The sequence below is a fragment of the Streptomyces sp. ICC1 genome (assembly GCF_003287935.1).
Lineage (GTDB): Bacteria > Actinomycetota > Actinomycetes > Streptomycetales > Streptomycetaceae > Streptomyces > Streptomyces tritrimontium.
In genome coordinates, this window is sequence record NZ_CP030287.1 from 4,074,191 (window position 1) to 4,096,796 (window position 22,606).

The window sequence follows — 22,606 nt, forward strand, 5'->3', positions numbered from 1 at the left end:
GTCCCGGGCCCGCTTCGTGCCGGCACCGGCCGCCCGCCCCGTACCGCCCGCTCGGGCGCGAACCTGCACGACAGCCAGGCCCTTGAGCCCCTCGTCCGCGGCATACCGCCCATCCGATCCCGCCGCGGACGCCGCCGGCGCCGACCCGGCAAGCTGCACGCGGACAAGGCCTACGACTACGCCCACCTGCGACGATGGTTACGTGAACGCGGAATCAGGCACCGCATCGCCCGCCGAGGCGTTGAATCCTCGCAGCGGCAGGGCCGCCACCGCTGGACCGTCGAACGCACCATGGCCTGGCTCTCCGGCTGCCGCCGCCTACACCGCCGCTATGAACGCAAGGCAGAGCATTTTCTCGCCTTCGCCAGCATCGCCTGCACTCTCATCTGCTACCACCGACTCACCAAATGAGATGACTTCTAAGCCGCGGCTCCGGGGTGTTTCCGGGCAGACCGTATCCCCCGTCGCCGTCGGCCGTGCGGTGTCGCAACGGTAGCCTCGCCCGCCGGGGCGGCGCCTGAAGGGCATCACCGGCGAGGAACAGCGTTCGGCCGTACTGCGGGCAGCGGTATTCGCGGTACCCGGAGCGTTCGAAGGAGACTCGGCGGTACAGGCACACCCACGCGGAGCGGTGGGGCTTGAGGTCACTCTCGGCCGTTGGGCTTCGGCACGCCAGAGGATTTCCTCGGCACAACGGCCGGAGCCGCAGCGGCGTGGCGAGCCGCTGTCCACCGGCCGCGAAGGTTTCGAGGAGGCGTGCCGCGGTGCCTGCCGCGCTCCGGGTATGGCGGAAGGGCCCGGATCCTTTTGGATCGGGGCCCTTCAACCTTCTGTAGCGGGGACAGGATTTGAACCTGCGACCTCTGGATTATGAGCCCAGCGAGCTACCGAACTGCTCCACCCCGCGTCGGTACAACCCACTCTACGGCACTGCAGGACCGCTCTTGACCAGCTTTGCCCTGCTCAGGGGCCTGGCTGTCCGGCGATGGTGATGAGCTGGATGTCCATCTGGTCGGCTTGTGCGGTGAGGATGCGCGCGACGGTGCGCGTGGTGGCCGGGTCTAACGCGATGGGTTCCTCCCCCTCGCGGGTCCAGGTGAGGACGCCGTCCCCCGGGTGGAGGGTGATGGAGGAGGCGATGTCACGGAGCATGCCTGTGACGTCTTGTGCGGCGAAGTGCAGCTGCCCGTCGACGGATCGCCCGACGGGCATCGTCTCGCTGGGCCCCCACGGCATCATGCGGCCCACCTCACACGGCCCACCTCATGCCGTCGCGTCCAGCTGCGCTACGCGTTCCTCGCTCAGGGACATTCTGCGTGCGCTCGCTTGTACGCGGTACCTGCATACCGTTGGTGGACCTCAGGAAGAACCCCGTCGGTGGGCCGCTGGGTTACCGCAAGCTCGATGCGGCAGAACTGATGGAGTTCCGGGCGCCTACGCACCAGCTGAGCGGCCCTGGTGTTGGAGTGCGGGACGGCGCGTCCCGCATCGGCGCGCTGTTGTCCCACTTTTCCGTAGGCCGCTTAACCGGCGTAGGGCTGCCACATCTTAACGGTCGTTTTCGGATTGCTTGCGGAATTAGATTTGTGCGTCACCAGGCACCGGTACTGCTTACCAAAATAAACGACACGCTCGTTCTCCGAATACTGTCGATTTACTTTCCATTCCGAAAATCCTGCTGCCATGTGACGCCACCTTTCATCAAGCCGACTCACTGCCAGCCTGCATGAAGCATCGCACCCTCCCGAGCAGGGCAGGCACCCGATCCCGCCGGCCGGCCCGCAGTAGGGCCCGCGGGAGCACGGTGCCCCGGACCTCGTGGCAGACCTACGAGGATCTCAGCGACGAGCAGATCCGCTGCATGATCGCGCTCACCACGAGGGCGCGGGACCGTTTCCTGATCACGCTGCTCGCCTGTACCGGTCTGCGGATCGGTGAGGCGCTCGGTCTGCACCGGGGCGACATGTGTCTGATCGTCTCGTCCCGCGCGGTGGGCTGGATCGGGAGCCCTCACGTGCATGTCCGCCGCCGTACCGACCACCCCCACCGCGCCCTGTCACGAAGTCCCGCTTCTCCCGCAACGTGCCGGTCGCCGCCGGTCTGGTCGCGCTCTACACCGACTACCAGTACGAGCGGGGCAGGGTGGCCCAGGCGGCGGAGTCGGAGATGGCTTCGTGAATCTCTTCCGCCCGCCGCTGGGCGGCGCTATGTCGTATCCGAACACCAAGAAGATGTTCGACCGCCTGGCTCGCAACGCCGGGCACGCGTGCAGCTTGCGTGACCTGCGAAAATGCTAACCACCCGGCCTTGGGCGAAGCCCACCTACGCGATCGTGCTGGCCCTGTGATCCGGTGCTTGCGTCTCCCCTCACTTCCCTCACTTCCCCCCGCGGCTCATGGACGTGACGCTCAGCGGCCCTAGCGGGGTTTTGCGTTGGGTGGTGAAGCCGAAGTGCTGGTAGAGGGGGACGTTCGTCGGGTCTGCCGTGGTCAGGTACAGGCCGTGGGGGGCGGGTGTGGTCGCCAGGACGTGGTCCAGGAGGAGGCGGCCAGCGCCGCGTCCGGTCAGGTCGGGGCGGACGCCGACGAACTCCAGTGTCCAGAGCCCCGGGGGTGCGTTCCCGCCGGAGACGTCCAGGTAGCGCAGGGTTGGGCCGGGGGCGCGCGGCCCGCAGCGCAGCCCGGTGCGGGCCGCCCAGAGGGCGCGGGCACCGGCGGCCGGGGTCGCGCCCGGCGGGGTCAGGACGGCCGCCGCGAGGAGCCGACCGTCCGCGCCCACGGGCGCGGTACGGCGTGCCCCGTCGAGGCCGGCGTGGGTGCGCAGGGTGGCCCGGAACCAGTGGGTGCGTACGGGGGCCGAGTCGCCGCAGATCCAGGAGACGGCGGGCTCCCGGGCGAATGCGGCGGCCAGCAGCTCGGCGCAGGCGGCCGGGTCGGGGGCGGGGTCGATCCGCCAGGAACCACCGGCCACGGTCTCAGGCATCCGGACTCCGCTCCAGCGGCGCCTCGGGCACGAGGTGACAGACGAGCAGCTTGAGGAAGAACAGCGGCGCGAACCAGGCGAGCGCAGCGGGCACCGGCAGCCAGAACAGGTTGACCAGGACGGCCGCCATCAACAGGGCCATTGCCGCCGGCCGTCTGAGGTGCACGGGCGCGAATTCCACGACCACCGCCCCGCCGAGCAGCAGCGCGGCGTTGGTCAGGGTCCAGGCGAGGTCACCGGACAGGACGACCAGCCCCATCGCGGCGAGGTGGATCACGTGCGCGGAGACGAACAGCAGCCGGGCGCGCCTGGCCCCGGCGTCGGCGCGGTGGTACCAACGCTTCGCGGCGTTGGTGGCGTTGGTCAGCACCCCGCCGATCAGGTCGAGCCCGGCCAGGGCGACCACGACGAGTTGCGCGGTGGACCAGTCGCGTGCGGCCCCCGAGTTCCACAGGCCGGCAGCCAGGAGCAGGGCGCAGCCGAGGAGGCCGAGGGTCTCCACCACGGACTCGGAACGAGACTTGCCGGGGCCCATGAACCGCTCCAGGCGTCCCGCGAGGCCGGGTGGGGTGGCCGGTATCTCCCAGGAGATCCGCAGGTCAGTGCGCATCGGTCGGGTCCTCTCCGGCAGTCGTCGCGGCCATGGTGACTGCCCCGCCCCAAAGGCCGTGCAGCAGGCACCACAGCTGTGCCGAAGCCTCGCCTTCCGGGAAGTCCGCGGCCTCGGCGAGGGGCTCGGCCGTCATACGGGCCAAGGCCCACGCGTCGGCGGCCCGGATGACCGCCGCGGTCGCCGACACCAGCAGCCCGTGATCCACGTCGGTACGGATCACCCCGATCCGCTGCCCGTCCGTGACCAGGGCGCCGAACCAGTCGAGCCACGGGCCCGTGTGGGTGCGCCCGATGGCGGCGTCGGCGAGGGCCAGGTCCTCGGGGTGGTCCCGCAGGTGGGCGGCAAGGGCGGCGGAGCCGGCGGCGAACCGGGACCGGAGGTCGGCCTCGTCCCGGGCCGGGACCCAGGGGCCGAGGGCTCCGAGCAGTCGCTCGAGCACTCCGTCGAGGACCGCGGTGAGCAGGTCCTCGCGGCCGTCGAAGTAGTGGTAGGCCGCGGTCTTGGAGACCTTCGAGGCTTCGATGATCTTGTTGTAGGAGGCGCCTTCGGTGCCGTGCTCGGCGAAGTGCCGGCGCGCCACCCCCAGGATGAGCTCCTGGCGCTCTGGGGGCAGGCGATCGAAACGGGGAAGAGGCATGAGGAGACAGTACCACTAGAGTGTACCACTGGTGCACCCTAGTGGTGCATCTGCTGTGCGGGCCCGAGTGTGGGCCACTGTCGCTCTCCGGTGAAGGGGTGTCATGCGTGTAGGGCGCGGGGCAGAGGTCCTCCTCCTCGCTGTGGCTGTTACCGCGCCTGGGGCGTCGCGGGCGGGCCTTGCTCACGGGTTTTGGACACCGGAGAGACTTGGATCTTGATGGCCCAGGAGGACGGAGTCCCCGTGGGGATGAAGCACTATTTCGCCGAGTTCAAGGCGGTCGCGGTCGCGTTGTACCGGTCGAGGCGGGCCGTAATGGCCATGGTTCAGACGCTGTGCCGTGAGGTCGCCACGGACCAGCCGCTCGACGCCCTGCCGCTCCGGCTCAACGGTGCCGGCTCGCCGCACCCGATCACACCTGCCCTTTCGCGGTTGCCTGCGAGAGGGCAGCTCTTGCGAGCCGCTTTTCCGGCGACCTCGGTGGAACCCTGACCGGTGTGTCACCGAAGGGTGAGTGACTGCGGGCCCCTGGCCTGCGGTGGCATCGCTCAAATTTCGATGGCATGCGCTGAGCCCTCATCGGCACTGGACAGGACGCACCCGCCCCACCGCGCCCCACTCCCGCGAACTGGGCGCCCTACCCGACCGGGCGGTGCACACGCTGTCACCTTCTCTGCACTGACTCGGGCGGCGCGACGACCGCCTGATTCGTCAGCTGCCGGCTGTGCCCCTCGGCGCCGCGACGAGACCCAGTTCCTTTCGCGTTGCGAGAAGGAACGCCTTCTGAGCTGTCCAAAGCCTCTCGAAAACCTCGGGGGGAAGAGTCGCCTCGGAGCACGTCGCGCGTGCGGCAGCGATCTGACGAACACTCCTGACGACGTCCGCGGCGGCGTTCAGTGTGTCCGGTGACTCCGACACGAGACGAACAGCCGTGGAGGCTCCCTCAAGACCTTCCTTGTAAGGGCGCCCTTCCTGGTCGAAGTAGGGCATCAGTTCGCCTGGAATCCGCGGATGCGGGACGGCAGTGATGTTGGCAGTCGGTTCAAGTGTGAATGCCACGTACTGGCGGTAGGCGAGCACGAAGTCCTTGTAGGCGGCGAGACGGATGTCCCGCCACTGGCGTGCGTGGTCACGGTGCCACAACCGGTCCTGGTTGCGGATTGACAACCACCCGCCCACAACCACACCAAGCAGCGCGACTGCCCCCGTGATCGCAGTACTCAGAAGGTTCACCTGTTCCCCCTCCCGGCCTCGGTGGACCAAGCCCAGTCTCCAGCACGGCGCGCTCACGAACGAGGGTGTTGACTGGCGGAAGTACGTTGCCATCACCGACTCGGGTGCAGCTAAGTTGCCAGCCCTGGTGCAGGTAGGGCCACGGGGCTAGGGCGTGTTTGAGAACTGGGGTCCGTATCGCGCCGCGCACCGTGACGATCTCGGTGTGGGGCGAGGGGATCTTTCGGATGACCAGTGGGCGGTGCTGGGGCCGTTTTTGCCGGTCGCGGTGTTGGGCAGGCCGTCGGTGTGCCGACGGCGGTCGATCGCCGGGATCCGCTGGCGGGGGGTGCGGACCCGTTCCCCGTGCCGGGATCTGTCACCCGAGTACGGTCGGTGGCAGACGGTCTAGGGGCTCTTCCGTCGCTGGCAGCGCAATCGTGTCTGGTCGGCGGTACTGACCGAGCTGCAGGCTCGGGCGGACGCCGCAGGCCGGATCACCTGGGACATGAACGTCGACTCCACGATCTGCCGGGCCCATCAGCACGCGACCGGCGACCAGTGCCCGGCGGGACGGCCCAGCCCAGAAGGAACCGCCGGGCGGCAACAAGGCCGAACCTGACGACCACAGCCTGGGTCGCTCCCGCGGAGTCTGACCACGAAGATTCACCGGGCTTGCGAACAAGGACAGAGGCCGTTGTCGCTGCTGGTCACAGCCGGTCAGCGGGGGACAGCCCACAGTTCGCGGCCGTGTGGGAAGCCATCCGTGATGGTGGGCTACACAGGACGTCGGTCCTCGGGCTGAGGATTCGGAGCTGGCCAGTCCGCATTCAAGGATGGCGGCGATACCGGGCACAAATTCCGGCGGTCATGCGCGCCACCCGATGCCGGATGCGGCGAGCAGCGCCAGGTCCTCGTGGTTCTCGCCCGAGACCGTGCCGGGAGCCCGATCGTTGCCGGCCCGGTGCCGATCGAAGGTCTTCGGTCAAAGACGTGACCGTTCCGCTTCCGGCCGTAGCGGCAGGGCTGTCCCTCGACAGCGTGGCGCGCACGTACGGCCGGCGGAGGAGGGACGATGGGATGGCCATGAGCGCAGACGCCGGCACACGGCCCCGGCCCCGGCCCGGCAGGAGGCTGCGGCCCTACATGGCCGGAAGGAGTCCGGAGTATGGGTGCAATCGAGCCTTTGCGGGGCGATGACGACGGGGCGCGGGCTGCCGCGTCTGGGCCGGGCGGCCTGCTCGACGTGTTGGGCGTTGCGGCCGTTCTGCTCGATGCCGAAGGCAGGATCGACCTGTGGAGCCCGCAGGCCGAGGACCTGTTCGGCTACACCGCCGAGGAGGCACTCGGCGAATTCGCGGGCCGCTTGCTGATCCATGAAGATCACCTGGCGGTCGTGCTGGACATGTTCGCTCAGGTCATGGAAGGAAGGGGCAGCTGGGTCGGTACCTTCCCCATCCGGCACAAGGACGGCAGCACCCGCATGGTCGAGTTCCGCAACATGCGGCTGCTGGACTCCCAGGAGGACTACTACGCCCTGGGCCTGGCAGCGGACCAGGCGACGGTTCGGCAGGTCGAACGGGACCTGGCGCTGTCCGCCCGGCTGGTGGCCCAGTCGCCGATCGGACTGGGCGTGCTGGACACCGACCTGCGCTATGTCTCGGTCAATCCCGCGGAGGAGCGCCTCAACGGGGTGCCGGCCGCCGAGCACATTGGCCGACACGTCCACGAGGTGCTGCCCGCCGTGGACGCGTCTTTCGAAGCGGCGATGCGCGAGGTCCTGGCCACGGGCATCCCCATCGTGGACCAGTACACCGTCGGCCGTACTCCGGCCGACCCGGATCACGATCACGCCTGGTCGATCTCGTTCTACCGGCTCGAAGCCCCCAACGGAAATGTGCTGGGCGTGGCCACCTCCAGCGTGGACGTCACCGAGCGGCACCGCGCCGTCGAAGAACAACGCCACACCGCCCTCACCCTCCAGCACAGCCTGCTGCCCCACACACCACCGCGGCGGCCGGGCCTGGAAGTCGCCACTCGCTATCGGCCCGCCCAGGCCACCATGGAAATCGGCGGCGACTGGTTCGACGTGATCCCCCTGAGCGGCGACAAGACCGCCCTCGTCGTCGGCGACGTCATGGGCAGCGGAGTCGCCGCCGCAGCCACCATGGGCCAGCTGCGCACAGCCACCCGAACGCTGGCCGATCTCGATCTCGACCCCGCTCAGGTCCTGCACCACCTCGACCACGTCACCGAGGGCCTCGACACCATCGCGACCTGCGTCTATGTCGTCTACGACCCCCAAACGGCGCAGTGTCACCTCTCCCTCGCCGGGCACCTGCCGCCCGTCCTCCTCCACCCGGACGGCACCCGCGAGCTCCTCGACCTGCCCACCGGCGCGCCACTGGGCGGCTGCGGCGTTGCCTTCCACACCACCAGCCTCGCCATCGGGGCGGGCGACCAGCTCGTCCTCTACACCGATGGCCTGGTCGAGACCCGCGATGAGCCGATCGACACCCGCCTCCAAGTCCTCCTCGACGCCCTCGACGACCCACACCGCTCACTGGACGACACCTGTGACCAGCTCTTGAAAACCCTGCGCCACCCAGGAGACCACGACGACGTAGCCCTGCTCATCGCCCGAGCCACACCGACGGCAGGGCAGACTGCTTGAACGTGAATCGCCCTCAGTGGGCTGGGGAGTAGTCGGATGGCGCCGAGCCAGGTGCGGGAGTTCAGCCCATCGAGTCGATCCTGACCTGCGAGGTTGCCAGTGCCGCCCCGGGCAGCCCGGATGACCGCAACCTCCGCGATCAGCTGGGCGTGGGGGGAGACGAGGCGCAGGGCGGCCATGCAATACAGCAGCAGGCGTGCGGTGCGGCCCTGCTGGGTCGTCAGCAGGAACGGCAGCACGGGTGCGGCGGGGGCGACGGGCGTTGACACAGCGCCCTGAACGCTGCCTGGTGTCCCGCGTCATGGCGCGCGGCGGGTGATCGGGTGCCGGCTTTGGATGCAGCGGTCACCGCGATGCGCGCCGTGCTTGAGGACATCGTGGCCAGCTCGCATCAGATGGGGGAGCTGGTCCTCGAAGTCGCCCCGGCCCACCTGTCCGACGCCGCCGCCTCAGGCGTCCTGGCCACGCTGGCGACGCGATCGGTGAGCCCCTGGCCCCTGGTCTCGCGGCTCGGCGGTACGCCCTGTCCGGTGATCGCCGCGCCCTGGACGACACGGTGCTGTGAGCCATGGGATTCCAGCCGCTGCACCCCATACTCAGCCCCTCACGGCATCCATCCGGGCCCAAGTGTCTTCAACGGGCTGTAAGTGGCCCACCCCTCTCAAGGCATCGGCCTCCCTGCGATCACGGTCAGTCCCACCAGCCATCGCCGGCTTGCCAGCGCCGAACCCACTCCAGGAAGCCGAAGGCTTCCGGCCCCGGATATGGGCAGGCGCCCACGTCGCTGACCAGCCAGACCTCGCCCCGTTGGGGCCCGTTGACGACGAGTACCCAGTAGGAGAGTTCGTCGTCGGTGCCCAGCACGACGGAGCCGTTGCCGTAGACGCCGGCGACGCGCTCGTTGTGGTCTGCGGCGAGAGGCTCGCCTTCCCAGGCCCATGTCTCCTGGAGCGGGAACGGCGCGGCGGGACTTCGGTCGGCCTGGTAGGGCCAGCCCGGCGTGAGTCAGCCCAGAGGGAGCAGGCCGCCGTCCTCCGGTGGCCCGAGCGGGGACCCGTTGGTGATCTCCGCGACCAAGCTCCGGTACGGCTCCGGGAGCACAGTCCCGTTCTCGGCTTCCCACGTCGAGACCGCCTCGTATCCGAGAGCCGGCTCCCGCCACGCCGGCTCGAACGCCGAGCGCAGACACTCCAGCGCGTCCTCATCAGGACGCTGATCAGGTGATCCGATGGTCATGGCGACATGCTCGCAGAAGGGACTGACCGAGCCGCTGCGAGCGTCCATCGACGCCAGGTGGGGCCGCTTCGAGGCTCTGGCTCAACTTCTGTGGCAGGTGGCTCCAGTCCTGCGCCTGCCACACTTACGCCGCACGCGTTGCGGCATGCGACGTCGAGGGCGTAAGGAATTGATCGCGAGATGCCTCAATGGATAATTCTGGCCGTGCCTGTCAGCGGCGTGTCGGATGCCGGTCGTGACGGGCGGACCGTCGCGGAGGTCGAAGGCAGCACGGAAGAGGCGGAAGCGGCCCTCCTGCAGGCAGCGCACACATACGAGCACAGTCTCTGGAAGGTGCGCCGCCGTGAGATCTTCAGGTGCTCAAGCAGGTCCTACTTCGTTCGCCTCCACAATCGCCTCGCGTCGTACGGTTTCCTCATCCAGCTCGGTGAACTGGTCCACGACTCCGACGCGAAGCAACCGGGCCGTCCTGCCACCTGATGGATCACCGCTACAAACGTGTGAGCCGACTACTTAGTGCTGTGACCGGGATTGTTCGACGGGTTCCTCCTGGCAAAGGTTTGCGGTCACAGCATGAGGCGTGCGAGGCCGGGCGACAGAGCCGGCGGCACCCAAGGCGTCAGCAGAAACCACCGTCGAGGCCGCGCGCCACCGTCGCTCACAGGTGCGACTGTTCCGGAGCCCGACAGGGGGCGTCGCCCCGGAGGGCGGTTGAGTTGCGGCCGGAGGGCGGAATGCCCCCGGCCGGTGGTTGATCGTGCGGCGTGTAGAGGTGAGGACCGACCTGCGGGGCAAGAAGAGTGGCGCGGGGGACCGCAGCCCAACCCCGGTGACGGACGGGAGAGCCGCCGATGATCAACGACAGCTTGAGCGGCGAGGAGCTCGCGAGGGGCGTGCGTAACGACGGCACGAAGGCGGCGATCCAGTTCCTTGGAGCTGACCGCGACGGCTACTGGTTGCGCCGTCTGCTGGACGACGACGAACTCAACGCCGCGTCCGACGTCGTCCAGCTCATTGACCGGAGCGGACGGCCTCCCCAGGTGGAGTGGGACGCGCTCGAACGTCTCCTCGCGAGCAACCCGGGTGCATTCGCTGGCAGCGACGCTGCCGTGCTGTCGGTCGCCCTGTCCCTCGTCGGACCCTGAAGCGTTCCCCCACGTGAATGCCGCGCGACGGAGCGGTCAAGAGAGGCTTCGGTGACAGCAGCCTGCCCCAAATGCTTGCCCCGGGCCAGGGACGGAAGCGCAGCCCCAATTGCTATACCGGCCCCCGTCTGCCCGGGACTGACGGGCGATTTCTCTCCGTTCCTGCACCGCTGGATTTCCTCCGGGGATCCAGCCACCTGGCCGCCGCCGTTCAGAGCCACATCATGCTCTCGATGAGTGACACCTCATCGCACCGTGTGTGCATCCCGCGTGCATCGGGGATGTTCGGCCAGGCAACAGACCCGCACGCTCGGAAAGGAATCACATGAAGAAGCTGACTTGGGCTGCACGAGGTATTTCGGCGGTATCAGGGGCCCTGCTCCTCGGAACGCTCATGGTGCCGTCCGCGGCCGCCAGCGGCATGAACTCTGACCCCCAGCCCAAGAAGTCCTCCGAGTCCGAGGACGCCAGGCATGACGAGCATAAGAGGAAGTGCGTCACGGGCCGCGACCTCAGTACCGCCGCGCCGGACTTCGTCGGCTTTCCCGTCGGAACGATCTTCCGGGTCGCAACCGACCGGCAAGGACACGCCTTCCTCAACGACAGCCGTAACCCCGGCGTGTGGATCAACCTCGGGACCCTCGCCAACGCGCCGACGTGCATCACGGACACCGCCGCATCGGTCACCGAAGGAAACCCCGGCTACCTCTACATCAGCCTGCTGGCCAAGGACGGGGTGCTCCACCAGGTCCGCTGCGACACATCCTCCACGCCATTCACCCCGGCCAACCTCCCGGGCACCTGCGGCACCGGCTTCGAACCCATCCAGGACACCCCCGTCGTATAGCCAAATCGGCGCGCGACGAAGAAGCGACACGGCCGGCCACATCAGCTAGTGCTGTGGCTGGAGAAGTTTGGCGGGTCGCGGCGTCCGGTGCGGTGAATCTCCCCCAACTACCGCTGGGAGGGGCCCCCGGGCGGAGGGCCGCGGCTCGTACCGGACGTACCATCTTGGTCCGAGAACACGGCGAGGTGCCGTGCCGGGCACCGCGACCCGGTGGACCTTGCGGTCACAGCACGTGCTGTGACCGCAAGGTCCACCGGGTCGCTGGTCGTGGTGGCGGGGCAGGCTGGTGCTGGGGTTTGCCCCCGTCTGTGGACATCTCTTGAAGATCGGATCGCGGGATCCGCGGTGGAGGTGTCGTGGTGGGTGCTGCCCGGTGTTCGGAGGAGTTCAAGCGGGACGCGGTCGAGCTGGTGCTGTCCACCGGACGGACGGACGGACGGACAGAGGGCTCGGTGGCCAAGGAGCTCGGAGTCAACGGCGAGTCGCTGCGCCAGTGGGTTCGCGAGGCCCGGCCCGCCACCGGCGGGGAGGGTGACACGGGGACGCCGTCCGGGCGTGAGGAGCTGAAGCAGCTGCGGAAGCAGGTCCGTGAGCTGGAGCCGGAGCTGGAGAAGGAGATCCTCCGCAAGGCTGCCCAGTATTTTGCCAAGGAGACGGGGCGTTGACCGGCCGCTGGCGGTTCATCTCCGACCATCATGTGGAGTACGGCATCCAGCGGCTGTGCAGAATCCTGTGGGTCTCCCGGTCGGGCTTCTATCGCTGGCACCTGGCGGAGCCGACCCGCATCGTCGAAGCCGGCAACGTGGAGGCGTGGCTGAGACCGAGCCCCGTCGCCGCCCTCCACGGCGTCGGCCCCGCCACCGCCAGCAAGCTCCGCTCCTACGGGCTTTACACCATCGGCGACCTCGCCGACGCACCCCTGCCCGCCCTCACCAGGATATTCGGCGCCTCGACCGGGCGCTCGCTCCACGCCCACGCCCATCGCTACGACCTGCGCACCGTCCAGCCTCAGCCGCAGCCGATCGCGAAGTCCGTGAACGCCGTGCGGGACTTCGACCACGACGTCCTCGACCCCGTCGAGCATCGCCGGGCCCTGCTCGACCTGGCTGAGGAGCTCGGTGGCCGGCTCCGCGACAAGCAGCAGATCGCCGGCCAGCTCGCCCAGTCCATTCGGTATGCCGACCGTTCCACGAGCTCGCGCAGCCGTAAGCTGCCCGAGCCCACTGCCCACACCCGCCTGCTCGCCGGTGCCGCCTACGAGCTCTACGACGTCCTCGGCCCGCAGCGGGCCCGCGTCCGCGCGATTGGCCTGCGCGCACAGGATCACAGTCCTGCGGCGGAGGCTGCTGAGCAGCTCAGCTTCGACCCCGACTCCGACCGCGCCTTGACCATCGAAGCCGTCACCGACCGGGCCCGAGCCCGGTACGGGCCCGGGACCCTCCGTCCTGCCGCTCTGGCCGGGTCGGATATCCGACCCGCGCCGGACAGGACGACGCTCCTGCCCGCCAGACCGGACCCGGAGGGTGCCCCTACTACCGTCTAGTCGGTGTTCGGCGAGCAGTGCTGGCTTCCGTCACAACTTCATGGAGACACCCCGGCCGCCTCAGCACTGAGGCGGTTGGACGTCGTTGAGCCCTGTGGCGTCGAGCGCGGCTTGGTCGGTGTCGGGGAGGGGGCCGTTGTCGCAGGTGATGGGGTCGCCTATGGGAGGGCTCGTGTCCTCCATGGTGGGCTCGTCGGTGGGACTCGGGCTTCCTGCGGCCTGGGCCTGTGCGGTAGTTGTGCCCAGGTACGTGGCGGGAAGGGCGACCGAGAGGAGTATGGCTCCTATGGCGGCGACCCTCCATGACCGCTTGGTGGCTTTCACGGTGGTTCTCCTTCGGTCGATCGGACGTGAGGCGAGTTGGTGGTCGGCCCTTACCGTGGTGAGGGGGCCGGCTTCTGGGGTGGGCTTTGGTGAATCGGGCGAGGACGGTGCAGTTCCTCGAGTCGGGGAGTGCCAGATGCTGGCTGCGAGGGCTGTCGTCCAGGCTGCTATGAGCAGCAGATGGGTTCGCTGGGCTAGGCCGAGCTGGTTGCTGGCCGCACCGGCGGTGCCGGTGGAGACGTAGGCCGTCAACGTCCACAGGGTTGCCGCGAAGGCGAGTCCGAGCAGGGGTCCTCCCATGGTCTGCAGCAGCGGCCACCGGTTGTAGCGGTGTGCGGCGGTGTTCGGGGCAAGTGCGCCTATCAGGACCGTGGTTGTGCCGGCGGTACTGGTGAGGGTGTGTGCCTGGTGGGTGAAGGGGAGCAGGCCCGCGGTCTCCAGCCGGGAGCATTCGAGGTCGGTGGTGGGAGCACAGGACATCGGCAGGAGCGCGTCGCCGAGGGAGCCCAGGGCGAAGAGGATGAGGGCGCTCCAGCCGGTGACGGCCCACCTGGGCCGGGGCACGGCTCTCAGCTCGTGCGGCAGAGCGAGGCCGGCGGCCAGGAGGAATAGGGTCCCGGCGGCGAAGTCGCTGGCGCGGAAGATTCCGCTGCTGGGCCGGTCCCGTGCGGACAGCTCACTCACGTACGAGGTCAGAGGATCGAGCCCGGTGGGCATGAGGCTTTCGAGGAGCCATGCCGAGTACGGCAGTGTGCCGATTATCAGCAGACCGGATACAGGCCGGCTCAGGGGTGCGGGTCGCGTCATGTGTGTTTCCGAGGCGTCTCGTCTGCCACAGTGCGTCGGCAGGCGGGGGAGGGGGACGTGCGGTGCGAGTCAGGTACTCCTGACTCGCCAGACCAAGAGTCGGCTCCCGTAGGCCGCGGCCTGTGCCCGGTTGTGGACGCCGATCGCCTTGTACAGGAGCAGGCAGCGGTACTTGACGACCCGCTCGGCGACTGACAGCTTCTCAGCGATCGCCTTGTTGGTGAGTCCGCGGGCGATCAGGAGGAGCAGCAGGCGCTGCTCCTCGCTGAGCTCATGGCCGCCGGAGTGGTCCAGTCGCCCGGACCGGAGCACGGCGGCGGTGCTGGTGATCGCACTGGCGTCGAAGAGTGAACGGCCCTCCGCCACCGCTTCGACCGCAGTGACCAGACCGGGTCCTGAGACGTTCTTGCCGATCAGACCCCATGCCCCAGAGGTCACGGCTGTCGCCTCGGTGGCCTCGTCGATGGTGTCCGACATCAGCAGAAAGCGGATTCCGGAGTGCTGGGCGGACAGGAGGCGGCAGACGCGCAGACCGCTCTGGTCTGGCATCCGGATGTCCAGCACCACGACCTGGGGTGCCATACGGGGAATCAGGCGCTGCGCGTCTGCGGCTGTGGCCGCTTCACCCACGACCGTGAACCGGGCCGACAGCAAATGCCGGATTCCCCGCCGCGCGATCTCGTGGGCTTCCACGATGAAGACATCCGCCCGCACTTGCTGATTGCGAGTCACCTGACCGCCTGCCCCTGACCCAGCTCGCTTACGGTCACCTGGGACGGGTCGATCCTGGCGTACAGACGGCGCCGCCGCGCATGCGTGGTCATCGCACGGGCCAGGGCGGAGCGCACGGCGGCGTTGCGCCGCCCCGCCCTGACGACGAAGCTCTGTGTTCCCCGGACGCGCTGCCCGGCTGAGGAACCCTCTGTCGGAACAGTAACCATCCACAACGAATTCATTTTCAGCAGTCCCTTCTCCTACCGAATCCTGCATCTTCGAACAGAATCGACAATGCTCCAGAAAGGCCAGAATTGGAAGGTCGTACATCCCGCCAATCGAGCCGCTGAGGGAAACGGCTTTCATTTCGCTTCGTGATTTCCTGCGGGAAAGTGCGAAAGCTAAGTCAAGTAAATGGGAATCGTTTCCCGGAGTCGTCGTCGGCTCCCGCCCGCTGTCTTGACGCGAATGACGGCTGACGGCTGACGGCGCCCACGACACTGGGCGACGTGTACGCCAGGACGTTGCCGGACCGCTGTCCGGTGCAGCGCGTCGGCAACTGGGATCCCGGGTTCAGTGCGCGTCGCGGTACTCCGTCGGGGCTGTCCCCAGCGCGGTTTGGAACGCCCGCCGCATGGCTTCCGCACTGGGGTGGCCGCACGAGGCGGCGATGTGGTCCATGCTGTCGTGCCGCCGGTTCACCAGGCGCCGGCATGCCATTTCCAGCCGGACCCTGGCCACGTAGCGACCCGGTGACATGCCGGTTTCCTGGGTGAAGGCCCGGGTGAACTGCCGGGGGGAGAGCGCCGCGCGCCAGGCGAGAGCCTCGACGCTGAGGTCGGCGTCCGGGTGGTCGGAGATCCAGTCCTGGACTGCCCGCAGGCTGTCGCGGTGGGCGATCTGAACCTGGAGCTGCGCGCTGATCTGGCTCTGGTTGTGGGAGCGGCGCAGGAAGACGACCATCTGGCGCGCGACCGCGAGGGACAGTTCCCGGCTGTGGTCCGCCTCCACCAAGGCCAAGGCCAAGGCCATGTCGATGCCGCTGGTGATGCCGGCCGCCGTCCAGATCCTGCCGTGCCGGATGAAGATCGGCTCCGGATCCACGCGCACCTTCGGGTAGGCGGCGGCCATCTCCTCGGCCCGGCTCCAGTGCGTGGTCGCGCGCACACCGTCCAGGAGACCCGCCTCGGCAAGGAGTACCGATCCCGTACAGACCGAGGCCACCCGGCTCATGCCCGGGCCGTGGGCTCTGAGCCACGCCACGACCCGCGGATCGACCGGGGCTCCCGGGACCATGCGGGAGGCGTTGACCGGACGACCGTGATCGGTGAACAGCAGGTTCGAACGCAAGCCCTCGGGACGGTGCGATAGCCAGTCGTCCAGCAGCATCTTGGGCTGAGGGTGCAGGGGGACGTAGCGGTCGGTGTGCATCTTGCCGACCGGAACGCGGAGCCAGTGCCCCGTACCCCGGCCCCTGCACAGCCGGCCTTCCAACCTAATGCGGCGAGAGGTACCTCTCCTGCTCAACCGGCTCATGCACCTTCCGCGTCCAGACGCTCGGATGACGTGAGCAGGTACTCGGGCAGCTTGGAGCTGGCCGCCAGTACCTCGATGCCGATGAGGCGCCCCTGCTCGTCGAAGTCAAGGTTGATCATGCCGCCGACCTGCACCGGATCACAGGGGTACATCCGCGAGGACTTGGTGCGAACATGCGGATCGGTGAGGTAGACGTAGGCCGCGTTCGCGCCCTCGTCGTAGGTGACTCTGACGTCAGCCACTCTGGCCTGCCCCCTTGGTGTGACTTGTGTCGGTACAGGCCTCGACGAATTCGAGGTCTGGGCGGTACCGCAGAGGCTCACTCTGCCCCCGTCGAACCAAGATGATCTCCGGCTACGAAAATCTTGCCAGAGCCACGGAGGGCGGCTCTGGCAAGATTTTCGTAGCCGGAGATCATCCTCATGCGGGCAGTCGCTCGGTTTGCGGAATGGGCAGCCTTTGAGTGTGTTCTGTTGAACTGTCAAAGCTCTTACCGCACTTGGCCGGGTTGCTGGTGTTCTCGGCTGATACTTCCGGTCCTGTCGTGGTGATCGAGGCTCGTACCCGCTCTCGCGTTCTAGTGAGATGCAGCGGGTGCGGTGTCTTGAGCGACTGGACCCACAGCCGCTATGTCCGGCACCTCGCCGATGCGGCGCTCGGCGGCCGGCCGGTCCGGATCGACTTGTCCGTGCGCCGTCTGTACTGCGAGAACGCGTCCTGCCCGAAGGTGACCTTCGCCGAACAGATACCGGGTTTGACCGTCCGCTACCAGCGGCGAACGCCGCTGCTGCAGCACCTGGTCGAGTCGGTCGGTGTTGTGCTGGCGGGCCGGGGCGGGACCCGGATGCTGCGGGTCCTGAACGTCAGACTCTCGCGGTGCACCGTGCTCGCCCAGCTGATGCGGGTGCCGCTACCCCCACTGGTCACACCCCGGGTGCTGGGGGTGGACGACTTCGCGCTCTACGGCGACACCTACGGCACCCTCCTGGTCGACGCCACCACCCGACTCCCGCTCACGCTCTGGGAAGGCCGGGACGCCGAACAGCTCAGCCGATGGCTCCGGACGCATCCCGGAGTCGAGATCGGCTGCCGCGACGGCTCCCTCACCTACCGGCAGGGCATCGCCGACGGCGCCCCCGACGCCGTCCAGGTCAGCGACCGTTTTCACCTGTGGCAGGGCCTGTCCCGGCGCGTTCAGGAAGTCACCGCCGCCCACCGCGGCTGCCTGCCCGCCGCTCTCCCCGCCCCCGAACCGGCCGGTCCGGAGCCTCCTTCGACGGAGACGGAACCCGGGCAGGACACGCCCGCCGGCCGGCACGCTCAACGGCTTTTCGAGGCCGTCCACGCGCTCACTGATGCTGGCCGCCCCTATGCCGCCGCGGCCCGCGAACTCGCAATTGACCGCCGCACCGTCCGCAAATACGCCAGGGCCCGGACCTGGCAGGAGGTGCTGCGACGTGCTCCCCGCCGCCCGTCCACCTTGGACCCGTACCTCGACTACCTGCAACAACGCTGGGACGAGGGCGAACACAGCGCCAAAATCCTCCACCAAGAACTCGCTGGCAAGGGCTACCTGGGCCACTACCAACGCGTGAAAATGGCCCTGGCACCGCTGCGACGCGGCCTGCCCCTGGACGAGCCCCGCGAACGACCGCCCTCTCCACGCGAAGCCGCACGCTGGATCATCGCTACCCCGGTCCGGCACAGCCCCCAGACGGCGGAGCGCCTGCGGCGGCTCCTCGACCACTGCCCGGAACTTCACCGCACCCACGAACTGATCCGCCAGTTCGCCGCCATGCTCGACAACCGCGACGCCACACCACTGCCGACCTGGCTCGATCACCTCACCAACAGCGGACTTCCGCCCCTCGCCGCCATCGCAACCGCCCTACGCGAAGACCGACACGCGGTGGCCCAAGGGATCACCAGCCCCTACAACTCCGGAGTCAACGAGGGCCGCATCACCGACGTGAAGCTCCAGAAACGCATCATGGCAGGCCGCGCCGGCGTCCCACTCCTCCGTCACAGAGTCGTACTCGTCGCCCACCTACGCCGCCGCTACGCGGACCAGCCAACCCTCACCCCGGGATGATCTCCGGCTACGAAAATCTTGCCAGAGCCACGTTCACTTGTACGCCGACAGTAGGTCTCTTTCGGATTTGGTCGGCGGGTGCGGGCCACCACCGCCGGGGTTCCTGAGCGGAGAGGTAGCGTCCGCCGGCGGGCTCGCCCTACTGTCGGAAGGCCGCCGGCGAGGCGGTTCGTCCCATCTGACCGACCCACTCCAAGGAAGTGCACCCGATGCGCAAGTTCCGTACCTCTCTCGCTCTGCTCGCCCTCGGTGCCGCCCTTCTGATCGGCGCCGCCGCACAGCTCGCCACATCCGGTTCGGCCGCCTCGTCGAACACCGTGGTCGCGATGAACAAGGCGGAACTGGTCGGCTAACCCTCTGGTGGAGACACTCGGGTATCGCGGCCGCGGCTCGCGCCGCCACCACACCGGGCACCACCCCGGGCCCGGTGGGCGCGTTCTCAGCCGCGCCCGCGATACCCGCGCATCGCCGGTCTGCGCCCGCCCGTAGTCGGGCCGTGGCAGGTAGCCGCGGTGATGGGATCGTGCCCATACGGGGGAGTGGCCGCTGAGCCGGACGGGCTGTGCCCGGCCGCGTGCTGGCGGCCTTTTAGGTCGCTCCGTCGACTGGATGCTGCAAGGTCGGGGGAACCTGATCAAGGATGTTGCCGCGACGAGCGCGGTGATTGTGCAGGCGAGCGTGGACAAAGAGGCGTCCAGCCCGGCTATGCCGTGTGCGGGGCGATGAGTTCGATTTCGAACCCGTCGCGGGATTCGAGATGGGCGACGTGCTGATGGTCGCCGCCGGCGTGGGGATGGCGGTCGGGGAACAGGAGCATCCAGCCGTTCTCGCGGGCCTTCGCGGTCAGAAGCTCAACTCGATCCGGGCTCTCGATGTGGAAGGCGAGATGGTTCAGGCCGGGCGAGCACCGGTCGTGCCGGGCCGTGGTGAGGGCGGGGGACTGCTCGAAGGCGAGGTAGGTGGGGCCGAGTCGCCAGCTGCGGCCGTTCTCCCAGCTCTGGTGAAGGGGGTAGCCGAGGTCCTCGAGGAGCCAAGACCAGTCGGCGATCGTCCGTGTTAGGTCGGGGACCTAGATCTCAACGTGGTGGAGTGTTCCGGGAACGTGAGGAACCTGGTCGTCAGTCACCGAGATTGTGCTCCGGGGGGAAGGCTGAGGCGGCAGCCCATACCGGAAAATCCGGTATGCGATCAGTTGGCCAGGCCGGTCGTATGCCAGCCAGTTACAGACAGTTGACACCCTTTCGGCGCCTTTCGCTGAGCTCGTGCCGGTATCACGGTAGGGCGCGCTTCGCTGCGCGCGCTTGGGGCGGGACACGGCGAGGACCTCCGCACCGGAGCCGGAACACAGGGGTGAGGTGGGGGGAGGTGGTGGTCTCGTGCGACACGGCGGCGGAACGGCTCACCCTGATGGCGAAGACCGGCTCCTCCTCCTACCGGCCGCTCGGAGCCGTGGCCGCAGGGCGGGGCCTCTGAGAGCGGCGCAGTGCGTGGCCGGGGGAGAGGTCTTCGTCGCCCTGTCGGTCTCGGACGAGATCCTCGCCCTCACCCTGCCGGAGTCCGGATCCGCAGGCGGATTCGGGTGGGCTGGGATGTTCTGCCTTGCATTCGTATCGGCGGTGGAGCCGACGGCCGCCGGCGAGCCAGGACACGGTCCGTTCGACGACCCGTCGGTGGCGGCCGAGTCGTTGTGAGGACTCGATGCCCTTGCGGGCGATGCGGTGGCGGATGCCGCGTTCGCGGAGCCGTCGACGCAGGTTCTCGTTGTCGTAGCCCTAGTCTCCGTGGAGCTTGGCGGGGTGCCGTCGACGAGGCCCTCGGCGGGATCGGATCGGCGGGATGCCCCGAACGAGTGGTTCAAGACCGAGGCTGTCGTGCATGTTCGCGCCGGAAACGCCCAGCGAGATCGGCAGTCCGTTCCGGTCGGTGATCAGGCGGATTTTCGATCCAGGCTTGCCAAGGTCGGTCGAATTCGGTCCCGTCAGAGGCCCCCTTTTGTAGCCCGCATGCTGACCGAATCGATCGTGCAGCGCGACCAGTCCAGTTCCCCGTGGGCCCCGAGTTCGTCGAGGATGGCGCGGTGGAGGCGGGCCCAGACCCGGGCCGGGCTCCACCGGGCGAAGCGCCGGTAGACCGTCTGCCAGCTCGGGCCGAACACCGGCGGCAGCTGCCGCCACATGCAGCCCGAGGTTGCTACGAAGATGATCGCCGCCAATGCCTCGAGGTCACCCGCTCGACGTCGGCCACCACCTTGCGGACGTATGGCTTCCGTCGGCGGCACCACCCGCCGGAACAGCACCCACAACTCGTCCGGCACCAGCCGCGCAACCAGATCCGTCATGCACGGTTCAACGAATGATCACACCATTGGAAACGACGTCTCACCAGGCCCGACAGCCTCAAGGCCGGACATCGCGATCTCCGGGAACAGCTGACCGACGCCTGCCCCGAGATGACCCACCTGGCCACCGCCGTCCGGACTTTCGCCCCGCTTAAAGCCTCGGCCCGACAACGCCGACACTCTCGAAATCCAGAAAAGGGCACCATCGCACAAAAGAACTACTGGACAGGCCGAAGTACCCCACAGCATACGCCCGGCGTGTCCCGAAAAGGATGGATGTTTAGCTGATGTAAACAATGATCGGATCGCCCCCCGGCGCCTCCCAAAAAAGGAGTCAGACAATGAGGCCACTGCGCCGCCCCCGCCAGGCCGCTACCCTGCTCGCCGCGCCCGCATTCGCACTCACTTTCGCCGGCCTGGTTGCCACCCCCGCTCACGCCGCCGCCACCATCAACGTCACCTGCTCCCCGGCCGCCCTTATCCAGGCCATCGCCACCGCCAACAGCACCCCCACCACCTCCGACACCCTCAACCTTGCACGCGACTGCACCTACACCTACACCGAGCAGATCGCCGGCCCCGGCCAGGCCGCGCTCCCCCAGATCACCAGCCCCATCACCATCAACGGACGCAACGCCACCATCACCCGCGACGACAACACCGACAGCGAATTCCGCTTCTTCAGCCTCCCCCCTGTCACCCGCGCGAACCTGACTCTCCGAGACGTCGCCCTCACCAACGCCAAAGCCGGAGGAGGCGCCCAGGGTGGGGCCATCCAGTTGGGATTCGGCACCGTTGCTTCCCTTACCAACACCCGCCTCACCGGCAACACCTCCAGCAACGGAGGCGGCGCCATCTACAACAACAATGGAACCCTCCGCGTCGAAGGTTCGTACTTCAAAGGCAACAACACCGAATCCGGCCACGGCGGTGCCATCCTGAGCAGCGGCACCACACGCGTAGACCTCAGCGTCTTCACCAACAACTCCACCGGCCCCGTCAGTGGTGGTAACGGCGGAGCCATCTCGCACAACAGCATCTCTTCACCCTTCACCCTGACCGCGAGCATCCTCACCGGCAACGAAGCAAGAGGCCTGGGCGGCGCCATCCATAACAACAGTTCCTCCGCGACCATCTCCGACAGCCAGATCCGCAGCAACGACGCCAGAACTGGCGGGGGCATCGCCAACTTCGGCACGCTCACCATCAACATGCTCACCACCATCCGTGGCAACACTGCGAGCTTCTCCGGTGGTGGCATCTACAACTTTGGAACGCTCAATACCCGCAACACCGTCATCGACAGGAACGCAGTCACTCAAGGAACCGGCGGTGGCATTCACAACCAGGGTGACGCAACGCTCAACGACTCCCGTGTCACAGGCAATACCGCGGCCCACGCCCCCGCCGGCCTCCACAACGAGGGCGGAAACGTCACCCTTAACCACACCACCATCGCAAACAACAACCCCGGTAACTGCGATCCCTCAAACCCCGCTGTCACTGGCTGTACTCGGTAGGTCCAGCCACGCCCAAGAGCTGAAGGAAGATTCAACTGCCAGACCGCTCCGACAGGCGGTTCATCCAGGGTCCCCGTGGGCATTCCAACGGATACCCCTACGCACGAGTCGGAGAGAGCAAGGCATCGGGTGTCTGGGCATGGACAGTCGGGGATGACAAACAGGTACTGAACCTGCCGCTTAACGTCCTGCCTGAACTCGCTCAGCACGAGTTGTTGAGTTGGTCATCGAGGAATCGAAGCTCGCGAGCTCGGCGCCGGGACATGCCGTGTATCACGGCATCCAGGAACTTCCGTGCTTCGAAGGGGCTGCCGCAGCATTCCCCTACACCGCAACCGCCGTCCTCGTATTCACTCCAGAGGTTGCGGTACGGGGCCCGTACGAAC

24 protein-coding genes, 1 tRNA gene and 2 pseudogenes are annotated in these 22,606 nt (G+C 67.9%); 13 read left to right on the forward strand and 14 right to left on the reverse strand.

Annotated features, from left to right (window positions below; translation table 11 throughout):
- Window positions 1-51: 51 nt before the first annotated feature.
- Window positions 52-411: pseudogene (locus tag DRB96_RS19300) on the forward strand (transposase); the annotation flags it as partial.
- Window positions 412-833: 422 nt separating this feature from the next.
- Here DRB96_RS19300 and DRB96_RS19305 read toward each other — a convergent pair.
- The 5 genes from DRB96_RS19305 to DRB96_RS19330 all read right to left on the reverse strand — a co-directional run bounded on the left by DRB96_RS19305 (window position 834) and on the right by DRB96_RS19330 (window position 4,232).
- A tRNA-Met gene (locus tag DRB96_RS19305) sits at window positions 834-907 on the reverse strand.
- Between the two features lie 56 nt (window positions 908-963).
- Complete coding sequence (locus DRB96_RS19310) at window positions 964-1,239, reverse strand: hypothetical protein (RefSeq protein ID WP_162688816.1); 276 nt, start codon at window positions 1,237-1,239, stop codon at window positions 964-966.
- Window positions 1,240-2,376: 1,137 nt separating this feature from the next.
- On the reverse strand, window positions 2,377-2,982 hold the full coding sequence (locus DRB96_RS19320) for a GNAT family N-acetyltransferase (protein WP_112449582.1): 606 nt from the start codon (window positions 2,980-2,982) through the stop codon (window positions 2,377-2,379).
- Entirely contained in the window at window positions 2,975-3,592 is a 618-nt protein-coding gene (locus tag DRB96_RS19325) for a hypothetical protein (RefSeq protein ID WP_112449583.1), read from the reverse strand. Before DRB96_RS19325 ends, DRB96_RS19320 begins: the two co-directional genes overlap by 8 nt.
- Window positions 3,582-4,232 carry a TetR/AcrR family transcriptional regulator gene (locus tag DRB96_RS19330; protein WP_112449584.1) on the reverse strand — a complete coding sequence of 217 codons (651 nt, stop codon included), beginning with the start codon at window positions 4,230-4,232 and terminating at the stop codon, window positions 3,582-3,584. The genes DRB96_RS19325 and DRB96_RS19330 overlap by 11 nt, the downstream gene beginning before the upstream one ends.
- Window positions 4,233-4,475: 243 nt before the next feature.
- Between DRB96_RS19330 and DRB96_RS19335 the strand changes: the two genes are divergently transcribed.
- Window positions 4,476-4,724, forward strand: a complete 249-nt coding sequence (locus tag DRB96_RS19335) for a hypothetical protein (protein ID WP_162688817.1) — start codon at window positions 4,476-4,478, stop codon at window positions 4,722-4,724.
- Window positions 4,725-4,943: 219 nt separating this feature from the next.
- Here the strand turns inward: DRB96_RS19335 and DRB96_RS19340 are convergent, their stop codons facing one another.
- A complete protein-coding gene (locus DRB96_RS19340) occupies window positions 4,944-5,465 on the reverse strand; it encodes a hypothetical protein (RefSeq protein ID WP_162688818.1) in 522 nt (173 codons plus the stop codon).
- Between the two features lie 268 nt (window positions 5,466-5,733).
- On the opposite strand from DRB96_RS19340, the gene DRB96_RS44720 reads away from it, so the two are divergent.
- Window positions 5,734-5,856: a transposase gene (locus tag DRB96_RS44720; RefSeq protein WP_239516894.1), complete on the forward strand. Its 123-nt coding sequence runs from the start codon at window positions 5,734-5,736 to the stop codon at window positions 5,854-5,856.
- A gap of 756 nt (window positions 5,857-6,612) precedes the next feature.
- Window positions 6,613-8,118, forward strand: coding sequence for a SpoIIE family protein phosphatase (locus DRB96_RS19350; RefSeq protein ID WP_112449587.1), 1,506 nt, complete (start codon window positions 6,613-6,615; stop codon window positions 8,116-8,118).
- A gap of 690 nt (window positions 8,119-8,808) precedes the next feature.
- Here DRB96_RS19350 and DRB96_RS43050 read toward each other — a convergent pair.
- Entirely contained in the window at window positions 8,809-8,982 is a 174-nt protein-coding gene (locus DRB96_RS43050) for a hypothetical protein (RefSeq protein WP_162688819.1), read from the reverse strand.
- 141 nt (window positions 8,983-9,123) lie between these two features.
- A complete protein-coding gene (locus DRB96_RS19360; RefSeq protein ID WP_162688820.1) occupies window positions 9,124-9,354 on the reverse strand; it encodes a hypothetical protein in 231 nt (76 codons plus the stop codon).
- Between the two features lie 204 nt (window positions 9,355-9,558).
- On the opposite strand from DRB96_RS19360, the gene DRB96_RS19365 reads away from it, so the two are divergent.
- From DRB96_RS19365 to DRB96_RS19385, 5 genes are all read left to right on the forward strand, one after another.
- Window positions 9,559-9,834 carry a hypothetical protein gene (locus tag DRB96_RS19365; RefSeq protein WP_162688821.1) on the forward strand — a complete coding sequence of 92 codons (276 nt, stop codon included), beginning with the start codon at window positions 9,559-9,561 and terminating at the stop codon, window positions 9,832-9,834.
- A gap of 371 nt (window positions 9,835-10,205) precedes the next feature.
- Window positions 10,206-10,499, forward strand: coding sequence for a hypothetical protein (locus DRB96_RS19370; RefSeq protein WP_112449591.1), 294 nt, complete (start codon window positions 10,206-10,208; stop codon window positions 10,497-10,499).
- A gap of 325 nt (window positions 10,500-10,824) precedes the next feature.
- The gene (locus tag DRB96_RS19375; RefSeq protein WP_162688767.1) at window positions 10,825-11,346 is read left to right on the forward strand and encodes a hypothetical protein; all 522 of its coding nucleotides are present in this window, start codon (window positions 10,825-10,827) and stop codon (window positions 11,344-11,346) included.
- A gap of 359 nt (window positions 11,347-11,705) precedes the next feature.
- Window positions 11,706-12,011: a transposase gene (locus DRB96_RS19380; protein WP_162688768.1), complete on the forward strand. Its 306-nt coding sequence runs from the start codon at window positions 11,706-11,708 to the stop codon at window positions 12,009-12,011.
- The gene (locus DRB96_RS19385) at window positions 12,008-12,889 is read left to right on the forward strand and encodes a hypothetical protein (protein ID WP_112449594.1); all 882 of its coding nucleotides are present in this window, start codon (window positions 12,008-12,010) and stop codon (window positions 12,887-12,889) included. The genes DRB96_RS19380 and DRB96_RS19385 overlap by 4 nt, the downstream gene beginning before the upstream one ends.
- Window positions 12,890-12,949: 60 nt before the next feature.
- Here the strand turns inward: DRB96_RS19385 and DRB96_RS19390 are convergent, their stop codons facing one another.
- From DRB96_RS19390 to DRB96_RS19405, 4 genes are all read right to left on the reverse strand, one after another.
- The gene (locus tag DRB96_RS19390) at window positions 12,950-14,020 is read right to left on the reverse strand and encodes a DUF998 domain-containing protein (protein WP_112449595.1); all 1,071 of its coding nucleotides are present in this window, start codon (window positions 14,018-14,020) and stop codon (window positions 12,950-12,952) included.
- Window positions 14,021-14,089: 69 nt separating this feature from the next.
- Window positions 14,090-14,713 carry a response regulator transcription factor gene (locus DRB96_RS43055; protein WP_162689079.1) on the reverse strand — a complete coding sequence of 208 codons (624 nt, stop codon included), beginning with the start codon at window positions 14,711-14,713 and terminating at the stop codon, window positions 14,090-14,092.
- Window positions 14,714-15,307: 594 nt separating this feature from the next.
- On the reverse strand, window positions 15,308-16,165 hold the full coding sequence (locus DRB96_RS19400) for a helix-turn-helix domain-containing protein (RefSeq protein WP_112453561.1): 858 nt from the start codon (window positions 16,163-16,165) through the stop codon (window positions 15,308-15,310).
- A gap of 101 nt (window positions 16,166-16,266) precedes the next feature.
- A complete protein-coding gene (locus tag DRB96_RS19405) occupies window positions 16,267-16,512 on the reverse strand; it encodes a DUF2283 domain-containing protein (protein ID WP_112449597.1) in 246 nt (81 codons plus the stop codon).
- Window positions 16,513-16,784: 272 nt separating this feature from the next.
- Here DRB96_RS19405 and DRB96_RS19410 point away from each other — a divergent pair, with 272 nt between their 5' ends.
- Together DRB96_RS19410 and DRB96_RS43060 are read left to right on the forward strand one after the other, a co-directional pair.
- On the forward strand, window positions 16,785-18,362 hold the full coding sequence (locus tag DRB96_RS19410; RefSeq protein WP_112453562.1) for an ISL3 family transposase: 1,578 nt from the start codon (window positions 16,785-16,787) through the stop codon (window positions 18,360-18,362).
- A 209-nt stretch (window positions 18,363-18,571) separates the two neighbouring features.
- Window positions 18,572-18,715, forward strand: a complete 144-nt coding sequence (locus tag DRB96_RS43060) for a hypothetical protein (RefSeq protein ID WP_162688770.1) — start codon at window positions 18,572-18,574, stop codon at window positions 18,713-18,715.
- A gap of 350 nt (window positions 18,716-19,065) precedes the next feature.
- Here the strand turns inward: DRB96_RS43060 and DRB96_RS44725 are convergent, their stop codons facing one another.
- On the reverse strand, window positions 19,066-19,410 hold the full coding sequence (locus DRB96_RS44725; RefSeq protein WP_239516881.1) for a glyoxalase: 345 nt from the start codon (window positions 19,408-19,410) through the stop codon (window positions 19,066-19,068).
- A 439-nt stretch (window positions 19,411-19,849) separates the two neighbouring features.
- On the opposite strand from DRB96_RS44725, the gene DRB96_RS43065 reads away from it, so the two are divergent.
- Window positions 19,850-20,053: a hypothetical protein gene (locus DRB96_RS43065; protein WP_162688410.1), complete on the forward strand. Its 204-nt coding sequence runs from the start codon at window positions 19,850-19,852 to the stop codon at window positions 20,051-20,053.
- Here DRB96_RS43065 and DRB96_RS19420 read toward each other — a convergent pair.
- Window positions 19,952-20,700 (reverse strand): annotated as a pseudogene (locus tag DRB96_RS19420) (IS5 family transposase); the annotation flags it as partial. The gene DRB96_RS43065 and the pseudogene DRB96_RS19420 sit on opposite strands and share 102 nt — an antisense overlap.
- A gap of 341 nt (window positions 20,701-21,041) precedes the next feature.
- Between DRB96_RS19420 and DRB96_RS19425 the strand changes: the two are divergent.
- Window positions 21,042-22,220 carry a hypothetical protein gene (locus DRB96_RS19425; protein ID WP_112449598.1) on the forward strand — a complete coding sequence of 393 codons (1,179 nt, stop codon included), beginning with the start codon at window positions 21,042-21,044 and terminating at the stop codon, window positions 22,218-22,220.
- The last annotated feature ends 386 nt before the right edge of the window (window positions 22,221-22,606 follow it).

Excerpts from the sequence above, each read along its gene's own strand:
- DRB96_RS43060 (WP_162688770.1), top strand. The coding sequence starts at position 18,572 with ATGCGCAAGTTCCGTACCTCTCTCGCTCTGCTCGCCCTCGGTGCCGCC.
- DRB96_RS19330 (WP_112449584.1), bottom strand. The coding sequence starts at position 4,232 with ATGCCTCTTCCCCGTTTCGATCGCCTGCCCCCAGAGCGCCAGGAGCTC.
- DRB96_RS19350 (WP_112449587.1), top strand. The coding sequence starts at position 6,613 with ATGGGTGCAATCGAGCCTTTGCGGGGCGATGACGACGGGGCGCGGGCT.
- DRB96_RS19425 (WP_112449598.1), top strand. The coding sequence starts at position 21,042 with ATGAGGCCACTGCGCCGCCCCCGCCAGGCCGCTACCCTGCTCGCCGCG.
- DRB96_RS19370 (WP_112449591.1), top strand. The coding sequence starts at position 10,206 with ATGATCAACGACAGCTTGAGCGGCGAGGAGCTCGCGAGGGGCGTGCGT.
- DRB96_RS19310 (WP_162688816.1), bottom strand. The coding sequence starts at position 1,239 with ATGATGCCGTGGGGGCCCAGCGAGACGATGCCCGTCGGGCGATCCGTC.
- DRB96_RS19360 (WP_162688820.1), bottom strand. The coding sequence starts at position 9,354 with ATGACCATCGGATCACCTGATCAGCGTCCTGATGAGGACGCGCTGGAG.
- DRB96_RS19400 (WP_112453561.1), bottom strand. The coding sequence starts at position 16,165 with ATGCACACCGACCGCTACGTCCCCCTGCACCCTCAGCCCAAGATGCTG.
- DRB96_RS19390 (WP_112449595.1), bottom strand. The coding sequence starts at position 14,020 with ATGACGCGACCCGCACCCCTGAGCCGGCCTGTATCCGGTCTGCTGATA.
- DRB96_RS19325 (WP_112449583.1), bottom strand. The coding sequence starts at position 3,592 with ATGCGCACTGACCTGCGGATCTCCTGGGAGATACCGGCCACCCCACCC.
- DRB96_RS19320 (WP_112449582.1), bottom strand. The coding sequence starts at position 2,982 with ATGCCTGAGACCGTGGCCGGTGGTTCCTGGCGGATCGACCCCGCCCCC.
- DRB96_RS19375 (WP_162688767.1), top strand. The coding sequence starts at position 10,825 with ATGAAGAAGCTGACTTGGGCTGCACGAGGTATTTCGGCGGTATCAGGG.